This is a genomic window from Rummeliibacillus sp. SL167, from assembly GCF_007896505.1.
Classification (GTDB): Bacteria; Bacillota; Bacilli; order Bacillales_A; family Planococcaceae; genus Rummeliibacillus; species Rummeliibacillus suwonensis.
Genome location: NZ_VCBM01000001.1, coordinates 524122 through 545138 on the forward strand (window position 1 = coordinate 524122; position 21017 = coordinate 545138).

Annotated in this window: 20 protein-coding genes; 12 read left to right on the forward strand and 8 right to left on the reverse strand. The window is 37.2% G+C overall.

The features are described 5' to 3' along the window. Positions 1-97 precede the first annotated feature (97 nt). Complete coding sequence (locus FEZ13_RS02250; protein ID WP_255473035.1) at positions 98-802, forward strand: class I SAM-dependent methyltransferase; 705 nt, start codon at positions 98-100, stop codon at positions 800-802. Between the two features lie 144 nt (positions 803-946). On the opposite strand, the gene FEZ13_RS02255 is transcribed toward FEZ13_RS02250, so the two are convergent. Further along, positions 947-1789 (reverse strand): DUF2268 domain-containing putative Zn-dependent protease, encoded by an 843-nt coding sequence (locus tag FEZ13_RS02255; RefSeq protein ID WP_146551298.1) that lies wholly within the window; start codon positions 1787-1789, stop codon positions 947-949. Between the two features lie 677 nt (positions 1790-2466). Between FEZ13_RS02255 and FEZ13_RS02260 the strand changes: the two genes are divergently transcribed. Continuing rightward, positions 2467-2739, forward strand: coding sequence for a hypothetical protein (locus tag FEZ13_RS02260; RefSeq protein ID WP_146551299.1), 273 nt, complete (start codon positions 2467-2469; stop codon positions 2737-2739). A gap of 370 nt (positions 2740-3109) precedes the next feature. On the opposite strand, the gene FEZ13_RS02265 is transcribed toward FEZ13_RS02260, so the two are convergent. The 4 genes from FEZ13_RS02265 to FEZ13_RS02280 all read right to left on the reverse strand — a co-directional run bounded on the left by FEZ13_RS02265 (position 3110) and on the right by FEZ13_RS02280 (position 7232). After that, on the reverse strand, positions 3110-3277 hold the full coding sequence (locus FEZ13_RS02265; RefSeq protein ID WP_146551300.1) for a FeoB-associated Cys-rich membrane protein: 168 nt from the start codon (positions 3275-3277) through the stop codon (positions 3110-3112). Positions 3278-3295: 18 nt separating this feature from the next. Further along, positions 3296-5305, reverse strand: coding sequence for a ferrous iron transport protein B (feoB, locus tag FEZ13_RS02270; RefSeq protein ID WP_146552724.1), 2010 nt, complete (start codon positions 5303-5305; stop codon positions 3296-3298). Continuing rightward, entirely contained in the window at positions 5305-5532 is a 228-nt protein-coding gene (locus FEZ13_RS02275) for a FeoA family protein (protein ID WP_146548284.1), read from the reverse strand. The genes feoB and FEZ13_RS02275 overlap by 1 nt, the downstream gene beginning before the upstream one ends. 317 nt (positions 5533-5849) lie before the next feature. Next, on the reverse strand, positions 5850-7232 hold the full coding sequence (locus tag FEZ13_RS02280) for a glycine--tRNA ligase (protein WP_146551301.1): 1383 nt from the start codon (positions 7230-7232) through the stop codon (positions 5850-5852). A gap of 456 nt (positions 7233-7688) precedes the next feature. Between FEZ13_RS02280 and ccpN the strand changes: the two genes are divergently transcribed. The 6 genes from ccpN to cccA all read left to right on the forward strand — a co-directional run bounded on the left by ccpN (position 7689) and on the right by cccA (position 13993). Beyond that, positions 7689-8327 (forward strand): transcriptional regulator CcpN, encoded by a 639-nt coding sequence (ccpN, locus tag FEZ13_RS02285; protein ID WP_146548286.1) that lies wholly within the window; start codon positions 7689-7691, stop codon positions 8325-8327. 12 nt (positions 8328-8339) lie between these two features. After that, the gene (locus FEZ13_RS02290; RefSeq protein WP_146548287.1) at positions 8340-9158 is read left to right on the forward strand and encodes a pyruvate, water dikinase regulatory protein; all 819 of its coding nucleotides are present in this window, start codon (positions 8340-8342) and stop codon (positions 9156-9158) included. A 270-nt stretch (positions 9159-9428) separates the two neighbouring features. Further along, the gene (gene dnaG, locus FEZ13_RS02295) at positions 9429-11252 is read left to right on the forward strand and encodes a DNA primase (RefSeq protein WP_146552725.1); all 1824 of its coding nucleotides are present in this window, start codon (positions 9429-9431) and stop codon (positions 11250-11252) included. A 33-nt stretch (positions 11253-11285) separates the two neighbouring features. Continuing rightward, positions 11286-12434, forward strand: a complete 1149-nt coding sequence (gene rpoD, locus FEZ13_RS02300; protein WP_146551302.1) for an RNA polymerase sigma factor RpoD — start codon at positions 11286-11288, stop codon at positions 12432-12434. 90 nt (positions 12435-12524) lie between these two features. Continuing rightward, a complete protein-coding gene (locus FEZ13_RS02305) occupies positions 12525-13091 on the forward strand; it encodes a hypothetical protein (protein WP_146551303.1) in 567 nt (188 codons plus the stop codon). A 524-nt stretch (positions 13092-13615) separates the two neighbouring features. Next, positions 13616-13993: a cytochrome c550 gene (cccA, locus tag FEZ13_RS02310; RefSeq protein ID WP_146551304.1), complete on the forward strand. Its 378-nt coding sequence runs from the start codon at positions 13616-13618 to the stop codon at positions 13991-13993. Positions 13994-14247: 254 nt separating this feature from the next. On the opposite strand, the gene FEZ13_RS19275 is transcribed toward cccA, so the two are convergent. Then, entirely contained in the window at positions 14248-14424 is a 177-nt protein-coding gene (locus FEZ13_RS19275; RefSeq protein ID WP_186725732.1) for a hypothetical protein, read from the reverse strand. A 100-nt stretch (positions 14425-14524) separates the two neighbouring features. On the opposite strand from FEZ13_RS19275, the gene FEZ13_RS02315 reads away from it, so the two are divergent. Beyond that, a complete protein-coding gene (locus FEZ13_RS02315) occupies positions 14525-15220 on the forward strand; it encodes a tRNA (adenine(22)-N(1))-methyltransferase (protein WP_146551305.1) in 696 nt (231 codons plus the stop codon). After that, entirely contained in the window at positions 15220-16338 is a 1119-nt protein-coding gene (locus tag FEZ13_RS02320) for a Nif3-like dinuclear metal center hexameric protein (protein ID WP_146552726.1), read from the forward strand. The genes FEZ13_RS02315 and FEZ13_RS02320 overlap by 1 nt, the downstream gene beginning before the upstream one ends. A gap of 216 nt (positions 16339-16554) precedes the next feature. Here the strand turns inward: FEZ13_RS02320 and FEZ13_RS02325 are convergent, their stop codons facing one another. Together FEZ13_RS02325 and vrrA are read right to left on the reverse strand one after the other, a co-directional pair. Next, positions 16555-17538, reverse strand: a complete 984-nt coding sequence (locus FEZ13_RS02325; protein ID WP_146551306.1) for a 4-hydroxy-3-methylbut-2-enyl diphosphate reductase — start codon at positions 17536-17538, stop codon at positions 16555-16557. Positions 17539-17608: 70 nt separating this feature from the next. Continuing rightward, entirely contained in the window at positions 17609-18292 is a 684-nt protein-coding gene (vrrA, locus tag FEZ13_RS02330; RefSeq protein ID WP_146551307.1) for a VrrA/YqfQ family protein, read from the reverse strand. A 287-nt stretch (positions 18293-18579) separates the two neighbouring features. Between vrrA and FEZ13_RS02335 the strand changes: the two genes are divergently transcribed. Together FEZ13_RS02335 and FEZ13_RS02340 are read left to right on the forward strand one after the other, a co-directional pair. Beyond that, positions 18580-19878, forward strand: a complete 1299-nt coding sequence (locus FEZ13_RS02335) for a DEAD/DEAH box helicase (protein ID WP_146551308.1) — start codon at positions 18580-18582, stop codon at positions 19876-19878. Positions 19879-19901: 23 nt separating this feature from the next. Next, positions 19902-20792, forward strand: coding sequence for a deoxyribonuclease IV (locus FEZ13_RS02340; protein WP_146551309.1), 891 nt, complete (start codon positions 19902-19904; stop codon positions 20790-20792). Positions 20793-21017: the final 225 nt, after the last annotated feature.

Here is a 21017-nt window from a genome sequence, read left to right on the forward strand (position 1 = left end):
GTATCTACTGATCGTTTTTTTAGACGTATAAGTTTCCGTACACTCTAGAATTTATCACATATTATAACAATATCTAAATTTAGAGGAGGATCTTATGATGAATCAGTATTTAGATTTACTTGCCTACTTCGGTATTGGTGGTGCACATCCAGGAGGAATGGCACTTACACACTCGATTTTTGCAAAAGAGAAAATCAAACCGCAAGATCATGTACTAGATATTGGCTGTGGTACAGGAAAAACGGCGTCCTTTCTAGCAAAAAAATTTAACTGCACAGTATCAGCCATCGATTTACATCCAACGATGATCGAAAAAGCTAAAAAAAGATTTGCAACGGAAGGCCTTACTATAAAAGCGATTTTAGGCGATGTGCAAAACATGGAATTTGCAGATCATTCGTTTGACTACGTCCTGTCGGAATCCGTCATTTCTTTTACGGATATTTCAAAGACTTTAAGTGAGATTGCTAGAGTATTAAAAGAAAATGGTTGTTTGTTAATGATCGAGATGACGGCTGAGCAAGATTTATCAGATGATGTGAAAGAAAAAGTGGTGGAGATTTATGGAATTGATGAGGTATTAACAGAAAAAGAATGGATTTCTCGTTTGCAGCAAGTGGGATTTGCCGATATAGAAAAAATTCCTACATCTGGTTTGCTTATTCCGAGTGAAATTGCTGATATGGATCTATCTAATCATATTTCTATGGCACTCCACGATGTCTGGGAAGCACACAATCAATTTATAGAACAAAATGGGCATCTTATCAATTACCGTGTGTTTAAATGTTATTTGCGATAAAAAATATCATAAAATTTATTAACAGGAGGGCATTCATTCATTTATTGTGCAGCAACAAAAAAACAAAGTTGGGCGACCGACTACCTGTAAAAGCTTTTTGGATTTAATGAATATCTAGAAGTACCAACCTCACCTGAAGATGTTTTACTTTATAGGGAATTTTGAACCGGCTATTAATGTATCAGCAGATTTTTGGTATAATTCGTTCTTTTTAAAGGGACCATGCTGTTCTTGATACGTATCAATAATTTGATAGCCTATATAATAGCCAATCCATTTTGGCAAGGGGCTTCCTTTTTGACCATATAAAAAAGCATGGTGATTCGTTAAACCTTTGATAGATAAGGATGGCAAAAAGTGTTTTTTCCAAATTTGGAGTGCCTGATCAAAGGGATAAAGATTCGTCCATGGTGCTAGAAGTTTTTCCCCATATAAATCTTTCACTGCGTATTCACCCAGCCCTTCAATAATAAGCGACTCTTTTAGAGGTGTTTTTTCAGGTGATAAGTTTATGAAATGTAATCGACATGCATGATTATATTCATGAGCCAGCATTGCCTTTATTTCCTCTTTACTGAGATCCGTTGATAAAAATAAAAAAATAGCTTCTTTATAGGCAACACCATTTTTACGATGCATATCTTTTCTAAATCCTAGTAATCCTCTTTTAATAGGAAAAATATAAATGGGCACATTTGGACCGTTCCATATTTTTTTTAAAGATTGAAATTCTTTTTCGATGATTTTCCAAACGTTTTGTTTTTCCATTTCTTCTACAACTGTTTCGATTTTAAACCATTCAAAAGGATCAAATAACCCATGATTTAGTAACTCCTGCTGCATTGCCTGTGAATGTACTTTTGGAAATGCTTTTTTTAAAGGGTTACAAATCGTCTCACACTGTACACTAGCATAATCGACAATCGATTTTTCTTTACACTCTTTGACAAATTCATAGAGCCATTTTTGAGTTTGAACAACTGACAAATACCCCATCCTTTACAAGCTTTTATTGTTATCATATGTATTCTCGGTGGTATTGTTTTTAAAAATTATACGCTCCTTCATATTGCTGGTGAGATCTTACTTTCTTTCTAGAAATAACTGTATTTCACTTTTCGAGTGTCACTAGCTGAAAAGATCAACAATATATTATAACAACACCTTTAATCAACATGAATATTATTTTTCATACGTGTTGATTTACAAAAATTAGGAGTGCCTGTTTGACGTAATTTTTGAAAAACTCTGTATCTTCAGGACCATTTATATAGATCTTCGCTGCGGCTTGCTCGAGTCCTCTATTAGGCTTGCGCATTTCCTTCGTGCGGTGTGGATTCAGGAAGTCCATTCAATGTCCCGCGGGAAAAGCGAATAGATGAGACCCCGCAGCGCAAGCGATTAAGGAACGGAGTTGTAGTGCGCCACGTCCTGTGGCAACGACTCCGTGACCAACATCCTGTTGCCCTCAGCATTCGCCCGCATGAGTCGTGCAAGTCTTCGCTGCAATCAACGAATCCCCCTATTTTTATGGATTATATTGGATAATCAACACGCCTGATTATTTTTATATTGTTAGACCTTTGGCCATTCATCACTATCTCTCACGCCATATAATACAAGGCATACCTTTATGCAAAAATAATTTGGGGAGGAGGGATAAGATGAATCAAAATGATGCTTATCAATTATGTTGTCGATATCATGGTCAAAATGTAAGAATTAAATGTAATGATGGTACTGTGCATGTAGGGGAGATTACAAGAGTTACTCGCAATATGGTCTGGATTCGCCCACAAGGTGGCGGATTAGGAGGAGGATATGGTCTAGGCTTTTGGGGATATGGCCCAGGTTTTGGCTATAGACCAGGACTTGGTGTTGGAATAGCACTTGGGGCAATCTTAGGAATTGGCTTAGCTTCAGCCTTTTTCTGGTAATCAGCAAGATGTAAGTAATGTTTTTGTCAATTATTCTTTTAGGAATGCATATGAAAAAAACAGCGTCTCAATGATAATAGAGGTGTCCTAAAGGCATTCTTTATAAACCTTTTAGGACACCTTTTTTTACATGAAATCCATTTAACTACTTTTAAAATTTATTGGAAAACGGCATGAAGCGGTTAACTCCTACAATTATTTGTCTTGCAGAAACAGGTAATCCACAGAAAGACATCAAGGCTCAAGAAAAAGAAGAGGCTTGATGGAGGACAACTGCCTGTAAGAAGGTCCTCAATTGTTTTCATTAAAACCCCTAATGGGAGATGAAGAAGACCCTCCCTTGGTGAAGTTCATTTTGTTAAATAGGTGGTTAATGGTTAGTATGTTTTAATTTCATAGCTGCAGGACTACAACATTCACAATTACTTTTTAATTCGCAAGACCCGCATTTTCCCTTCTTACTTTTTTGAACATGACGATAAATAGTCCAACTTGCATATCCAAAAATAAGTAATCCAATTACAATGTTTGCAATCATTTGAATCGCTTCCTTCCTTTAGAATCCTAAGAGCTTTCCACATTGATAAAGGATAAACGAAACAATATAGGCCAATATCAGTGCGTAAATAACTGCAAAAAAGGTCCATTTTGCTGAACCCGTTTCTTTTTTGATTGTACCAACAGTAGCTAAGCAAGGCACATACAATAAAATGAAAACGATAAAAGAAAAGGCTGATAAAGGAGTATAGGCTTGTGTCAATAATCCTTGTAGGCTGTCAGTATTTGGTGCGTGATAAATAATATTCATACTTGAAACGACCACTTCTTTTGCCAAAAATCCAGTTAGAAGTGAGGCGCCAGCTTGCCATGTGCCAAATCCGAGTGGTGTAAGTATGGGGGCAAGTACACCGCCAATCGCTGCAAGGAAACTTTTATCCATATCAACATTCAAACCTCCAGGGCCCGCATAGGACAATAGCCAGATGGCGACAGATCCACCGAAGATAAATGTACCGGCTTTACGGAGAAAGCCTTTTCCTTTATCCCAAGTGCTTCTTAACAAAGTTTTTGCTTGTGGAATGCGATAGGGAGGTAGTTCCACAACAAAGATAGATGTTTCACTCTTTAGCAATGTCTTTGAAAAGATTTTAGCCATTAGTAATGCTAGCGCAATACCCAAAACATAGAGTGAAAAGACAATAATGGTTTGATGACCAGCAAAAAAAGCACCAACAAATAGCGCATAAACTGGTAATCGAGCTGAACAGGACATTAATGGCGTTAACAGAATGGTGATTAAACGTTCCTTCGGCTGTTCAATCGTTCTTGCTGCCATAACACCAGGTACATTACAGCCGAAGCCAATGATCATTGGAATAAAAGCTTTCCCATTAAGACCGACAGCTTCCATCAGTTTGTCCATTACAAGAGCAGCGCGTGCCATATAGCCCGAATCTTCAAGGAATGAAATAAAGAAAAATAAGATGAAAATTTGTGGCACAAAGACAAGCACTCCGCCGACACCAGCAACAATCCCATCTAAAACTAAGGATTGAATAAAATTAGATGTACCAAGATCTTCTAGTAATATCTTCAACCATCCTGTCAACGAACCAGATATAAATTGATCTAGTAAATCTGAAAGTGGTGTTCCAAGCCAGTCAAATGTTAGTTTAAACATTAAAAACATGCATAACAAAAAGATCGGCATTCCTAAAAATCGATTGGTCACAATGGCATCAATTCGATCCGTTAGATTAGCTCGATGAGTCTGTTCTTTTTTAACAGATTGCTCTAAAATAGCTAAAATATAATTCTTTCTTACTTGATAAATCCACTGAGAAAGCCCTTTCACACGATGATTGCTCTTTACTTGTTTTTCTACTTCTTGATAGAGCTCGTTCAATTGTCTTTTTGGAACAAGTGTTTCTAAATAATTTTCAATGATCTTATTTCCTTCAAAAAATTGCAGCGCTAGCCACCTAGGGGAAAGGTGTTGAATCGTTTCTATTGGTAGAATAGATAATAATCGATCAATCCCGTTTTCAATGTCTAGACCGTAATCTAGTCTCAGCTGCTCCGCCGGTCTTGTCCCGATAGATGTAATAGAGCGCATCAAATCATTACAGCCTTTCCCGGTTCGTGCGATAATTGAAACGACGGGTGTATGTAACGCTTCTGAAAGTTTTTCTTCGTCTAATAAAATGCCCCGCTGTTTTGCTACGTCTGACATATTTAAACCAATGACGACGGGCTTTCCATATTCTAAAAGCTGAATGGTTAAGATTAAGTTACGTTCTAACTGAGATGCGTCAACGATATTCACAATGCCGTTAAAATCTTCTGAAATAAAATAACTTGAAACAACGCTTTCATCTTTAGATAAAGGACTTAATGAATAAATTCCTGGCAGATCAATTAGATGATCTCGCCTATTTTTTAATGTCCCAACTTTCTTTTCAACGGTAACTCCGCTCCAGTTGCCGATATATTCATAAGAACCTGTTAGATAGTTAAACAAAGATGTTTTCCCAGTATTGGGGTTCCCAACTAACGCAATATTCATCATGATGTTTTTATCTCGATTTGCAAAGCTTCTCTATAGCGGATTCCTAAAATTTGTCCATTATGTTCAATCATGAAAGGACCGTGAAATGGCATACGATTTTTTAGCAAAACTTCTTCACCCTCTAAAATTCCCAAATCTAACAATCTTCTTTTAATGTATCTATTTAATGATGATAAATTGACGATGGTTGCTTTCTCGCCAAGGTGCAATTCATTTAAAGACATTTAACCACTCCAATGAATTTGAATAATCTCTTCGCATTCATGATAACACTTCTCAATTGGGCAGTCGATACTATCTAGTAAAAATTCTTTTTATTGACTAATATCATAAATATGTGCATACATTTTCGAGGAGGTGCCGTTCTCCGCTCCAATCTATCTAAATGGAGTTAAAATTCACTATTCAGCACTACTTTTTACTAATAAATCTGTCCATTCATCCCGCATTTATAAGAAAATAAAAAATCTGCTCATTTTGAAAAATAGAATGAGCAGATTCTTTTTCATTAGTTCATGAATTTTTGGTGATATTAAAAGCTTTAAAATACAAGATGTTTTTCAATATAAGCTTTCACATCAGCGATCGGCATACGTACTTGTTCCATGGAATCACGATGACGAACGGTTACTTGACCATCTTCAACTGAATCAAAATCATACGTAATACAGAATGGTGTACCGATTTCATCTTGTCGACGGTAGCGTTTACCTATAGATTGGGATTCATCATAATCTACTGGGAAAGATTTGCGTAATTCAGCCCACACATCATTAGCTTGTTCAGATAATTTTTTAGACAATGGTAATACGGCGGCTTTGAATGGTGCAAGAGCAGGGTGTAAGTGAAGAACCGTTCGAGAATCTCCGCCTTCTAATGCTTCTTCGTCATATGCATCGCATAAGAATGCTAGGGTTACGCGATCGGCACCAAGTGATGGTTCGATACAATAGGGTACATAACGTTCGTTTGAGATTGGATCGATGTAGGTGAAATCTTCACCGGAATATTCCATATGTCGTTTTAAGTCGAAATCTGTACGGGATGCAACACCCCATAACTCTCCCCAGCCAAATGGAAATTTAAATTCGATATCTGTTGTAGCATTTGAGTAGTGGGAAAGTTCCTCTTGCTCATGATCACGGAGACGTATAGAATCCTCTTTTACATCTAAATTCAATAGGAAGTTTTTACAAAATTCCTTCCAGTATGCATGCCATTCCAACTCCGTACCTGGTTTACAGAAGAATTCAAGTTCCATTTGTTCGAATTCACGCGTACGGAATGTAAAGTTACCAGGTGTGATTTCGTTACGGAATGATTTCCCAATTTGTGCAATACCAAATGGTGTACGTTTGCGCATAGAACGCTGTACATTTTTAAAGTTAACGAAGATACCTTGTGCTGTTTCAGGGCGTAGGAAGAGTTCATTTGTAGAATCTTCAGTCACACCTTGGAATGTTTTAAACATAAGGTTGAATTGACGAATTTCAGTGAAATCTTGTACACCACAGTCTGGACAGTGAACGTCGTATGTTTTCATCACTTCAGCCATTTTGTCAAAAGGCATACCATCGACGATGATTTCTTCCCCTTTTGCAAGTGCTGCTTCTTCGATTAGTTTGTCAGCGCGATGACGAGCCTTACATTGTTTACAGTCAATCATTGGATCATTAAAGTTACCAACATGACCAGAAGCTACCCAAGTTTTTGGATTCATCAAGATAGCTGCGTCAAGTCCAACATTATAGGGTGATTCTTGCACAAATTTTTTCCACCATGCTTTTTTGACATTATTCTTCAATTCGACACCGAGTGGACCATAGTCCCAAGTATTGGCTAAACCTCCATAGATTTCAGAACCAGGAAAAACAAAGCCACGATGTTTAGCCAAGCTTACGATACTTTCCATTGTTTTTGCCATTAGATATCCCTCCAAATATTAAAGCACCCGTCTCCGGGCACAAATTGTACCCGGGGACGAGTGCGTATAGACCCGCGGTTCCACCCCGATTGGCTACTCAAAAAGTAACCCTCTTTCAAAAGTTTAGCTCCCGGTTGCCTTTTTCTGATTTCTTGTAGACTTTCACCATCTCTACTCGCTTTAGTAAGTTGAAATCATACTTATAGACCGTTCATTGCTTATTTCCCCGTACTAACGGGTAATATAGACCCCAACTTTAAGACTTACATGTGGGGGATTGCTGCTTATGAAAACCTGATGGTTCGACTAACCATACAGTGGGAGATGAAGAAAATCCTACTGTGTGAAGTTTTACTCTACAATCGAACACAATTGTAACATGTGATTCTTTTCTTCGCAATATAATCGGAAATAGTATATAATAATTAGGCATTGAGTATAACATTTTTTGAGGCGGTGAGTCCAATAGAACTCAACAAACGTCAGGAAGAGATCTTAGAAATTGTTAAGGAAAATGGCCCTATTACTGGGGAACAGATAGCTGAGCGTCTTTCACTGACTAGAGCGACACTTAGACCAGATTTAGCCATTTTAACAATGGCAGGTTTTTTGGATGCTAGACCGCGTGTTGGTTATTTTTACTCTGGTAAAAAAACAAACCAAGCTGTTGTCGATAGCATGACGAATATGAAGGTGAAAGACTTTCAATCGATTCCGGTAGTAGTTTCTGAGAATGTTTCTGTATATGATGCCATTTGTCAAATGTTTTTAGAAGACGTGGGTACATTATTTGTTGTAGACCATAGTTCTTATTTGACTGGTGTGCTTTCAAGAAAAGATTTACTTCGAACAAGTATAGGTAGTCAAGACTTAAATCATATTCCCGTACATATAATCATGACGAGGATGCCAAATATTGCGTATTGTTTTAAATCAGATGGTTTAATTCAGGCAGCACATAAGCTTATCGAAAGGCAAATAGATGCATTACCTGTCGTAATCGAACATCCAGATGGCTTAGAGGTCATAGGTCGTTTGACAAAAACAAATATTACACGAGCGTTTTTGTCGCTTGCTGAAAATCATGATTTGTGAGGTGATGCTTTCATGAATAACTTAACTGTTTTTATCATTTCAGATTCTGTGGGAGAAACCGGTGATTTGGTAACAAAAGCAGCTATTAGTCAATTTAGACCTGGTATGCAGGATACAAAGATTCAGCGCTTTCCCCATATAGAAAGTAAAGAACAATTGACCGAGATTGTCCATCTTGCATTAGAGCAGGATGCGATCATTGTTTTTACTTTAGTAAAAGAAGTAATGAGAGACTTTTTGCGACATATATGCCTTGAAAATAATATTCCAAATGTTGATTTGATGGGGCCAATCATGACAATCCTAGGAAACACTCTACAGGTTGAACCTTTGGAAGCACCTGGGTTGGTTCGCAAATTAGATGATGATTATTTCAAAAAAATAGAGGCGATCGAATTTGCAGTAAAATACGATGATGGTCGTGATCCAAGAGGTTTACTAAAAGCCGATATTGTATTAATAGGAGTTTCCCGTACTTCTAAAACGCCATTATCGCAGTTTTTAGCCCATAAACGTTATAAAGTAGCGAATGTACCACTCGTTCCTGAAGTAGAGCCACCTGAAGAATTATTTTTAGTGGATCCAGCAAAATGTTTTGGACTTATTATATCTCCTGAAAAACTAAATAGCATACGCAAAGAACGTCTACTTGCTTTAGGTCTAAATGATGGTGCAAATTATGCAAAACTTGAGCGGATTAACGAAGAAATTACGCATTTTCAAAATGTAGTCAATCGAATAGGGTGCCAAGTGATTGATGTGACAAACAAAGCTGTTGAAGAAACCGCTAATGATATTATTCATCGTATTCAACTAGCCAATCATGATTGACTATGTATCCTCCTTCTTGGGGAGGTTTTTTTCTGTGTGGAAACTTTTTCATCTATAGGTGGAAAGTAATCGTTCAAAGTTTATTTTGATTAAAAATGTTAAAAAAGTAATAGAATTTTTAGACGTAATGTTTTATAATAAAAAATTGTGGTAAAAATAATTACAAGTGTTTAGTTCATACTAACTTCGATTAAATTTTTTTGTCGAAAAATGAAGGACTTTTTGATAATTATCTCGAATTCAGTTATGAGCAAAAAAGATGGTGATGGAATAGTGCAAAAAATACCTGAAGAGATTATTGAACAAATACGTTCCCAAACAGATATTGTGGATATTGTTGGTGAATATGTTCAGTTGACAAAAAGAGGCAGAAACTATTTCGGCTTGTGCCCATTTCATGGTGAACAAACCCCTTCTTTTTCTGTATCCACAGACAAACAAATATTCCATTGCTTTGGTTGTGGTGCTGGAGGCAGTGCTATCACATTTTTAATGGACATTGAGAACATCTCTTTCCAAGAGGCGACAGCCAAGCTTGGTGAACGCGTCGGTATTCATGTCGATGTGTCATCAACACCAAATCAGCATACGCATCTTATTTCTCCAGAAGAAGGGCGTATGAAAGATGCCCATACATTCGCTGCTGAATATTTTCAGCATTTACTTTTAAATACTGAAGAAGGCGAAAAAGGGCTTGAGTATTTGCAACAAAGAGGTTTTACAAAAGAAGAAATCGAAATAAATGGGATAGGCTATTCTTTACCCCATTGGGATTCTTTAACTCAGCTTTTAACACGAAAGGGCTTTCGTTTAGATGAAATGGAACAGAGCGGATTAATTATAAAACGAGAGGACGGTTCTGGCTATTTTGACCGTTTCAGGGGTCGCGTTATGTTTCCAATTCGTGATGAGCAAAGCAATATTATTGCGTTCTCTGGTCGTATTCTTGACAGTGGTGGAGAAGATGCTAAGTATTTAAATAGTCCAGAATCCCCCATTTTCCATAAAGGACAAGTCTTATATAACTTGGATCAAGCAAGACCTATTATACGAAAAGAACGTAAAGTTGTTCTATTTGAAGGTTTTATGGATGTGCTCTCTGCAAAAAGGGCAGATGTATTTAATGGTGTTGCATCGATGGGGACAGCGTTGACTATGCAACACATGACCAAGTTAAAACGTCTAACCAATCATATAATTGTTTGCTATGATGGCGATAAAGCGGGTTGGGAAGCTGCAAAAAAAGCTGCGGAAATGTTACATGCAGAAGGATTAAATGTTGAAGTTGCAGTGCTTCCTACAGGTTTAGACCCAGATGAATATATACAGCAATTTGGTCCAGAAGCTTTTAAAGAAAAAGTAATCAGTGAACCTCAAAGTTATGTTGCATTTATGTTGATGTATGCAAGACGCAATAAAAATTTTCAGTATCAAAACGACATATTGCAATATGTGGATGAAGCTTTGAGTTTTTTAGTTAAAGGAATTTCTCCTATTGAAAAAGAATTATATCTCAAACAGATTTCAATGGATACAAACATTTCCGAAGAAACATTACAGATTCAGTTACGTCAAAAGGATGCACAGGTTGTAAAAGATTCTAAACGATTTGAGCAACAAGCGCAACCAATAACTGAACAATTACCTCTTCCAAAAGAAAAAATCACAGCGACTGATCGTGCCGAAAGACTGCTCTTAGCACATATGTTACATAACATTGACGTTGTAGATAGAATTCGCCAAGAAGAGGATGAAAATCCCTTTGTGAGGGATAATTATATAGCAATCTATATTCACCTAATTGGCTTTTATGAAGAACATCAAAAAGCGGATTACCAGCGTTTTGCTGAAGTCATCGGTGATAGAGAGCTACGCAAAATCATAATGGAAGCTGCTCTTGTGGAGCGGGATCCTGATCATATGGAAGAGGAGATCTCTGACTGTTTAAAACAAATAAAGAAATTCAGGATTAAACAACTTATACAAGATAAAAATCATGCAATTAAAGAAGCAGAAAAAATGCACGATTTAAGAAGTGCTTTGCAGCTTTCAAAGGAAGTCATTGATTTAAGGAATTCACTATCAAAAGTGTAGTGTGATAGTGAAGGGTAGAAGGAGGAAACACCTGTGGCGGACAAGTCTAAACGTTTAACTGATGAAAAAAAAGTAAAAGAAACAGAACATGAGCATACTTTAGAAGAAACAAAAAAATTCTTACTAGATTTGGGTAAGAAAAATGGCGAATTAACATATGCAGAAATTGCAGACAAGTTACAAACTTATGAAATGGAAGCTGATCAAGTAGAAGAATTCATCGAAAAACTTGAATCTAAAGGTATAGAATTAGGTGGTAAAGATGGCGATGAAGAAAATTTAGATCGACTTCTCAAAGGCAAGGACCATGAAGAAACGTTTGACTTGAATGATTTAAGTGTTCCACCAGGCGTTAAGATAAATGACCCAGTTCGTATGTATCTGAAAGAAATTGGCCGTGTCGATTTGCTGAGTGCGGAGCAAGAAATTGCACTTGCTGAACGCATAGAACAAGGAGACGATGAAGCACGCAAACGGCTAGCAGAAGCGAATTTACGACTTGTTGTCAGTATTGCAAAACGATATGTTGGCCGTGGTATGCTATTTCTTGACCTTATTCAAGAAGGAAATATGGGATTGATCAAAGCGGTTGAAAAATTCGATTACCGAAAAGGTTTCAAATTCTCAACATATGCTACTTGGTGGATTCGTCAGGCCATTACGCGTGCGATAGCTGACCAGGCGCGTACGATTCGTATTCCAGTGCACATGGTAGAAACGATCAACAAGCTGATTCGGGTTCAACGTCAATTACTTCAAGACTTAGGCCGTGAACCGACACCGGAAGAAATTGGTGAAGAAATGGATTTAACGCCAGAAAAAGTTCGTGAAATTTTAAAGATTGCCCAAGAACCAGTATCATTAGAAACCCCAATTGGGGAAGAAGACGATTCACATTTAGGGGACTTTATCGAAGATTCTGAAGCTCAATCACCTTCTGAACATGCAGCATATGAGCTTTTAAAAGAACAATTAGAAGATGTTTTAGATACGTTAACGGATCGGGAAGAGAATGTTTTACGCTTACGTTTTGGCTTAGATGATGGCCGTACTCGGACACTTGAAGAAGTGGGGAAGGTCTTTGGTGTAACAAGAGAGCGTATTCGGCAAATAGAAGCAAAAGCACTAAGAAAATTGCGCCATCCATCAAGAAGTAAACGTCTAAAGGATTTTCTAGAATAGTAAAAAGGGCACTCTAAAAAGGGGTGCCTTTTTTTAATTGAATAAGGTAAAATTATGGATGAAATGGTTTCTAGAGCTGGGGGCATTTACGTGAACAGTCAAAAGAAAGAAGTAATCCTTAACGAAATCGCATTTTGGAAGAAAAATAAATTATTACCGGAACAATATTGTGATTTTTTAACGACATTATATTCAGAGGGACAAGAAGTAAAGAATTCCTCTCAAATCGAAGTAAATGCTAAAAGGTCTTTATTAGCAGAAAATTCGAGGAAAAATCATTGGAAGATAGTTTTGGGCTTAGTTGGAACTATTTCCTTATTGACCGCATTGTTTTGGTTAAAAGCACCTTTTGTTTTTATCCCAATTGTTTTGAGTATTAGTATTATTATTGCGCTCATATTATTCCTTTTTAAATTTAAGCCCAATAAAACAGTGATGACAACTTTTACTTATGCGACAACCGCGTTACTCATTTTTGGTGTCTCCATTAAAATAGTGAATCTCTTTTTAGGCGGACATTCTTTCATGCTGTATAGTGTGCTGATTGGTAATTGTATTTTATGGTTGTGGGTGGGTAAATTATTACATCTTATTTATTTTAAAATTTCGGGAATTGTTGGATTGATTATCATTATTTTTTACATGATATTTAAATAAATCAATTTCGTAAATCCGATGAGAAAGTCGTGAAGTCGAAACTGATTAGATCGATGAACAGAAATATGACAGAATATGATAAGAATATTCGTGAGAAAAGTTGTTACACTAGAAATAAGAAAAAGATCATATAAAACAATTTTTAGAAGAAATTTTAACACAATTAAGCGAATTGGGAATAATGAGCCGCCTTTTGAAGAAACTTAAGATATGACAAGTTTTGATATGTTCGTTTTGTCATTATAACGAAAAATTGAGTAGAACAGTTGCGTCTTAGACAACTTGAAATCAAACGTTAGCAAAGAGATGTGAAGCTGTTAGAAATTGGTGAAGGTACTTCTGAAATAGGCAAAATGGTATAGTAAAGCCAATGGTGTGCTAATGTGTCGATTGTGTCAAATTTGTCACAAACGAACGAAAACTTATACAGAAAGCCTTTTCGTTTCAGCAGTTATGAAGTACAATATAAAGTGTTGACTGATTCTATTTATAGAAATAGATTGAACTTATGAGGAGGGTAATTAATGAAAAAAAATCCTATCATTCCGTATCTTTTAATCATGGCTTTCGGTTTAGGTTTAATCTTCTTCATGTCTATTGAAGGAGCAGATAATAAGGCCGATATTGCTAAAAGCGGAGACAAAGCGAAAACTGAACAAAAAGCTGAAGATGGCGCTGCATCAGGGGATGTTGATCCAAAAGCTATTGCTCAAGCAAAATGTTCATCTTGTCACGGTGGAGACCTTAAAGGTCAAGTAGGTCCAAGTTTACATGGTACTGGCTTAAAAGAAGCTGATGTCAAAAAAATCCTAACTAACGGTAAAGGCACTGGTATGCCTGCAGGTTTAGTTTCAGGTGCAGAACTTGATGCAATGGCAAAATATATCTCTGAATTAAAATAATTAATTCTAATATATTTCTCCAAACCCTTATCTCAAAAGGATAAGGGTTTTTATGTGAAAACAGAGATGAGTTATCCAACCTCGATCTATCACTTTTCTATACAAAAACACGCGTGTTGATTTGACAAAAATTAGGCGTGTCTGTTTGACGTAATTTTTGAAAAGCTCTGTATTCTTAGAACCATTTATAACGATCTTCGCTGCGGCTTGCTCAAGTCCTCGAAAATGTAAGCATTTCCTTCATGCGGTGTGATTCAAGGAAGAAAATTCAATGTCCCGCGGGAAAAGCGAATAGATGAGCCCCAGCAAGCGTAGCGATTGAAGGAACGGAATTGTAGTGTGCCGCGTCCTGTGGCAACGATTCCGTGACCAACATCCTGTTGCCCACAGCATTCGCCCGCATGAGTCGTGCAAGTCTTCGCTGCAATCAACAAATCTCCCTATTTTCATGGATCAAATTGGATCATCAACATGCCTGATACAAAAAGTGATTATTTTCGATACAATACAACAAGAAAGGAGAAGTCGAATATGAATGCTCAAAAATTATCTAAACGCCTTGAAAAAGTGGCTTCATTTGTGCCTGAAAATACAATAGTAGCTGATATAGGTAGTGATCATGCCTATTTACCATGTTATTTGGTTTTAAATCATATTGCTACAAAGGTGATTGCAGGCGAAGTTGTAAAAGGTCCATATGAATCAGCATGCCACGAAGTAAAACAAGAAGGCTTACAAAACCAAATTACAGTACGTCTAGCGGATGGACTACAAGCCATCGAGCAAGAAGACCATATAACTGTTATTACAATTGCAGGAATGGGAGGCCCCTTAATAGCATCTATTTTAGAAAAAGATGTGAAGCGATTGACGGGCGTAAAGCGGTTAATCCTTCAGCCTAATATACATGCAATTGCTATTCGGGAATGGGCAGTTCAACGTAATTGGAAGATTATCGACGAATCCATTTTAAAAGAAGACGGGAAAATTTATGAAATATTAGTACTTGAACCTGGGAGACAGCTCTTATCAGCTGAAGCATTGCTATTGGGCCCAGTATTGATGCAACAACAAAATGATGTGTTTAAAGAAAAATGGAACCATGAAATCGAACAATGGCAAACTATTTTAAAAGCACTTGAAAAAGCCGACCAATCAGAAGAAATCATTGAAAAACAGAAATTATTAGAACAGCGTATTAAAATGGTAAAGGAGATTTTACAATGATGAAGAAAACAAATGGGCAAGAAATTATACAAATTTTTGAATCATGGTCTCCCAAAAAAATTGCAGCAATGGATGGTGATCCTATTGGCTTAGCAATCGGAACTCTAAACAAGCCTGTTTCAAAAGTATTGGTGACATTGGATGTCAACGAAGAGGTAGTTAATGAAGCCATCGACAACAATTGTCAACTAATCATTGCTCATCATCCACCTATTTTCCGAAAACTTGCCAACCTACGTACAGATAATCCAAAAGGCCAATTATTTGAAAAATGTATTAAAAATGATGTTGCGGTATATGCAGCACATACAAATTTAGATGTTGCTGACGGAGGAGTAAATGATCTTTTGGCAGAAGCACTACAATTGAAAAATTGCAAAGTGCTAGTACCTACATTTACAGAAAAAATGTATAAGCTAGCTGTTTATGTTCCTGAAAATTATGCTGAACAATTACGTCAGGCAATGGCGGGGGCTGGTGCCGGAAAAATAGGGGATTATGATTCATGTAGTTATACCATTTCAGGAGAGGGAAGATTTAGAGCGTTAAATGGAGCACAACCTTTTGTAGGTGAAGTTGGGAAATTACATACAGAAGCAGAAATCAAAATAGAAGTTGTCGTCGCAGAAACAAACAAAAATAAAGTCTTACGCGCCATGCTAAACCATCATCCTTATGAAGAACCTGCATACGATTTATTTGCCTTGGAAACCCCTGCAAAAGAAATGGGATTAGGCAGAATCGGCACCATCGATCCTATGACTTTACAAGAATTTGCTGAATATGTAAAAAAATCATTGAATGTACCAACAGTTCGTGTTGTTGGTGATTTATCAACGCAAGTCAGTAAAATAGCTGTTCTTGGTGGTGATGGCAATAAATATATCTATGCTGCGAAACGTGCTGGGGCTGATGTATTTGTAACTGGAGATATGTATTTTCATATTGCACAAGATGCAGAGAGTATAGGATTACACATTGTTGATCCAGGTCATCATGTAGAAAGTGTGATGAAAATAGGCGTAGCCGAAAAAATGACACTACTTTGCGCTGAATATGGACTTGATTGTACGTTTATTCCTTCTAAAATTTCAACGGAGCCCTTCCAATTTATATAATTTTTTGAACTACATGAGCCTAAGAAAAAATGGAGCTTTTTATAAAAAGAAAGAGCGTCTAATCACTCTAAAAATGATGCTAGGCGCTCTTTTCATATAAGATTAATGCTTGAAAAAGATTGCAAAATACGAACACACAATAATCACTACAAAACGCCAGTTAAAAGCAGAGAACGAGTGGGAGACGAAGAAAATCCCGCGGTGTGAAGTTTTGCTTTATTTTTCAGTTAGATTATAAGGCATGATTTTTTCAACTGGCGTAGGTTGTTTAATCTTAGGCAAAATTTTATTCAGTGTAACGGTTCTCCTTAAATCATGTGTTGTAGGGTCATTAGGATCATATTGTTCTAAAAATTTAATCACTTCTTTAACAATCGGTGTTGGTGTAGAAGCGCCTGCAGTAACCCCTACCTTTTCGATTCCATTCAGCCATTCGAGTTTAAGTTCTGATAAATCCGCAATCCGATAAGAGTGTGTATGAGCAATTTCTTCAGAAACTTGCGTTAAACGATTTGAATTGTTGCTTCTCGGATCTCCAACGACCAGTAATAGGTCAGCCTCACCTGCCTGTTTCGCGACAGCTTCTTGTCGAACTTGAGTCGCTAAACAGATTTCTTTATGAATCTCAATATATGGGTATTTTTCTTTTAAACATTCCATTAAATCCGCCACATCCCATTGACTCATCGTCGTTTGGTTTGTCACGAGGATCTTATTTGTTTGTAGATTTAATTGTTCCACATCCTTTAAATTTTGCACTAAATGCACGTGGCCTGGAGCGACACCGATAGCACCTTCTGGTTCAGGGTGTCCTTTCTTACCAATATAAATAATTTCATAACCTTGAGCGGATTTTTCTTTGATTAGTTTATGCGTAACGGTGACGTCTGGGCATGTTGCATCAATAGCAATTAGTCCTTTTTTACGTGCCAATTCACGTACTTCTGGCGACACGCCATGTGCCGTAAAAATAACAGTTCCTTGTTCAACTTGTTCTAAAATCGCAAGTCGGTTTGGTCCATCTAAAGTAATAATTCCATCTTGTTCGAATGCATCCGTGACGTGTTTATTATGAACAATCATTCCGAGTATATATATCGGTCTTGGTAATGTTTTATCAAGAGCTGCATTGCGTGCGATGACCATGGCATCAACCACGCCATAACAATATCCCCTTGGTGTAATTTTAATGACTTGCATGATTCGAACTCCTTTCAATGCTCGCTACGTCTATTATAACGGACTCAGGATTTGAATACAAAGTTAGAGTTTAAGCATCAAATGGAGGTTGGAATATACGCGGTGTGGATGGACGTGTTCTTGGTGTATATGTTTGTGCTTGCGTTTCTGGTTGTGGAGTTGGAGGTGGAGCTCCATTTCCACCAAACCTAAACCTCATTGGTCTTCTTTGTGGTGTATTGCCATTTTGTGCAGGTCCGGCCGCATTTGTTGGTCCATTAGCGTTAGGAATAGATCGGAAACCTTTGTAAAGTCTATAAAGGGCAGGAAGATTTTGGAACATAGGCGAGATTTGTTTGACCATAGGCGTAAATTTCTGAGCAGTATTGAATAATTGATCAGCTGTATTTAAGTATTGTTCTATTTTGGCAAAGCCCCCCAGCGCACCGGCTCCTCCAACCGCAGCTGCAGCTCCAGTTGCTTCGGCAGCCCCAGCAAAATTCCCCGCTGAATCAGCAGCCCTTGCGGCTCCGCCGGCAAAGTTCCTAGCAGCTCCCGCCATACTTGCAAAATTCCCACCACCTCCGCCACCTCTTGCAAAATTTTGAGAAGCATTATTGATAGCTCTAGGTATAGCTTGTGGTGGTCCGCCAAAATTCCCAACGGCTCTAGTAGGTGGAACAGGCATAGGTCGCATCATTTGTTGCATTCCATACGGATTAAAACCTCTTTGAAATGAGGAGTTACCATATGGGAAAAAAGATGGGTAAACCATAAGATTCTCCTTTCATGTTTTCAAGATAAAATCAAATTTACACAAGGCAAAGAACGATCTAACTCAGATTGACATATTGGTTAAGTCAATCTGAGTTATCCTCTGTTATTTCATATGAGAGAAGTAAAAAAGAGGTTTTAAATACTCATTAAAGTGATGACAAAAGAGTACATAGGAAAAATCACCAAAGGAATTGACGAATGCCTTATTAATAGATATGATATGCAAATGGTCTAATGAATGCGAATCGTGTTACAATGATTGAAGGAAGTTAGGAGGGACAATTGATGTCCAAATATACAGATTATAATTTTCAGCCTTTTTTACGAGAGGCTATTCAAAAGTTAGGCTTTACAGAGCCAACACCCATTCAAAAAGAAATGATCCCACTTATTTTAAAAGGAAAAAGTGCGATCGGACAAGCACACACTGGTACAGGAAAGACGCATAGTTTTTTAATCCCGATTGTAGAACGTATTCGTCAAGACAAACAGGAAGTGCAAGCTGTAATTGCAGCTCCAACACGTGAATTAGCTATGCAAATTAATGTGGAATTGCACAAGTTAATAGAAGAAACCGATATTCAAGCAAAACTATTTATTGGAGGTACTGACAAACAGCGTTCAATTGATAAGCTAAAAACACAGCCACAAATTGTCGTTGGTACACCAGGACGAATTCGTGATTTAGTGAACGAAAAGGCGTTGCTTGTTCATACAGCATCTATTCTTGTCATTGATGAAGCGGATCTTGCCTTTGACATGGGCTTTATAGAGGATATTGATCAATTTGCATCACAAATGCCAGACAATCTTGAAATGTTTGTTTTCTCTGCAACAGTACCTGAAAGCTTACAACCATTTTTGAAAAAATATATGGAATCACCAGTTCACATTCAAATGGATGATAAAAAGCCTGTAGCGGAAAACTTAGATTTCTATCTTATTCCGACTCGTAGTAAATCAAGAAACCAAAAATTATTAGAGATAATGGAAGCCATAAATCCCTATTTGGCTATTATTTTTACGAATACCCGTAAACAAGCGGAATATGTTGCTGATTTTCTTACGAAGAATGGTTATCGTGTGGGTCGTGTTCATGGAGATCTTACGCCCCGTGACCGCAAAAAAATGATGAAACAGATACGTGATCTCGAATTCCAATATATTGTTGCGACAGATTTAGCTGCTCGTGGTATCGATATTCCTGGCGTCAGCCATGTCATTAATTATGAATTACCAACAGATTTAGAGTTTTTCATCCATCGCGTAGGTCGAACAGCACGTGCTGGCAATAAGGGACTAGCCATAACTATTTTCGAACCATCTGATGAAGATGCCATTGCACGCGTTGAAAATATGGGAATTCCATTCCAAGCAAAAGATATTAAAAATGAAGAAATTGTGGATATGAAAGACCGCCATCAACGTCAAAAACGTGAAAGAAAAGAAGACGAAATCGACAAAATCGCAAAAGCACGCGTTCGTAAACCAAAAAAAGTAAAACCGGGCTATAAACGAAATATGCGATGGGAAATGGAAAAAATCAAGAAAAAAGAAAGACGTAAACGTAGTCGCAATCGTTAACATTAGAAAGGGGATCTTAGAACATGCTTATCGGTTCTCATGTATCAATGAGTGGCAAAAAAATGCTTCTCGCATCAAGTGAAGAAGCTGCTTCTTATGGAGCAACTACTTTCATGATTTATACAGGTGCACCACAAAACACGCGTAGAAAACCTATTGAAGAATTGAATATTGAAGCAGGTTTAGCACATATGAAAGAACATGGTTTATCGAATATCGTTGTGCATGCGCCATATATTATTAATATCGCTAACACAACGAAGCCAGAGGTCTTTGCACTTGGTGTAGATTTTTTGCAAAAAGAAATTGAACGTACAGCTGCAATCGGTGCAACACAAATTGTATTACATCCAGGTACTCATGTTGGTGCAGGTGCCGATGTAGGAATTGCAAAAATCATCGAAGGCTTAAATGAGGTCTTATCAACTGATTATCCGGTTCAAATTGCGTTAGAAACAATGGCTGGCAAGGGATCTGAATGTGGGCGGACATTTGAAGAATTAGCCAAAATTATAGATGGTGTCACCAATAATGAACGCCTATCTATATGTTATGATACATGCCATACACATGATGCAGGATATGATATCATAAATGATTTTGACGGCGTTTTAGATCATTTTGACAAAGTCATTGGCGTTGATCGCATCAAAGTTCTACATATCAATGATAGTAAAAATGTTTGTGGCGCTGCAAAGGACCGCCACGAAAACATTGGCTTCGGATATATCGGCTTTGAAGCATTGAATCGTATCGCACATCATGAGGCATTTACAGAAATCCCTAAAATCCTTGAAACACCATGGGTTGGCACAGATGCTAAACACAAAAAGGCTCCATATGCTTATGAGATCGAAATGCTCCAATCCCAAAAGTTTATGCCTGAAAAAATTGACGCATTACGTGGAGAATAAAAATTATTTGAATGCTTGCTATCTTGAAACGAAACATTTTACAAAACACTTGTCTTTTTAAATAAAAGAACAGGTGTTTTTTATATACGCTACTTATTATCTAACAAAAATTACATAATGAACTAAAATATGAAAATGAATAGGATAATTTACATATGCAAAATGTTTTAGATAGGAATATTATAATTAGCAAAATAAAGTCTAAAGTTCTGTTATTTGGAAAAC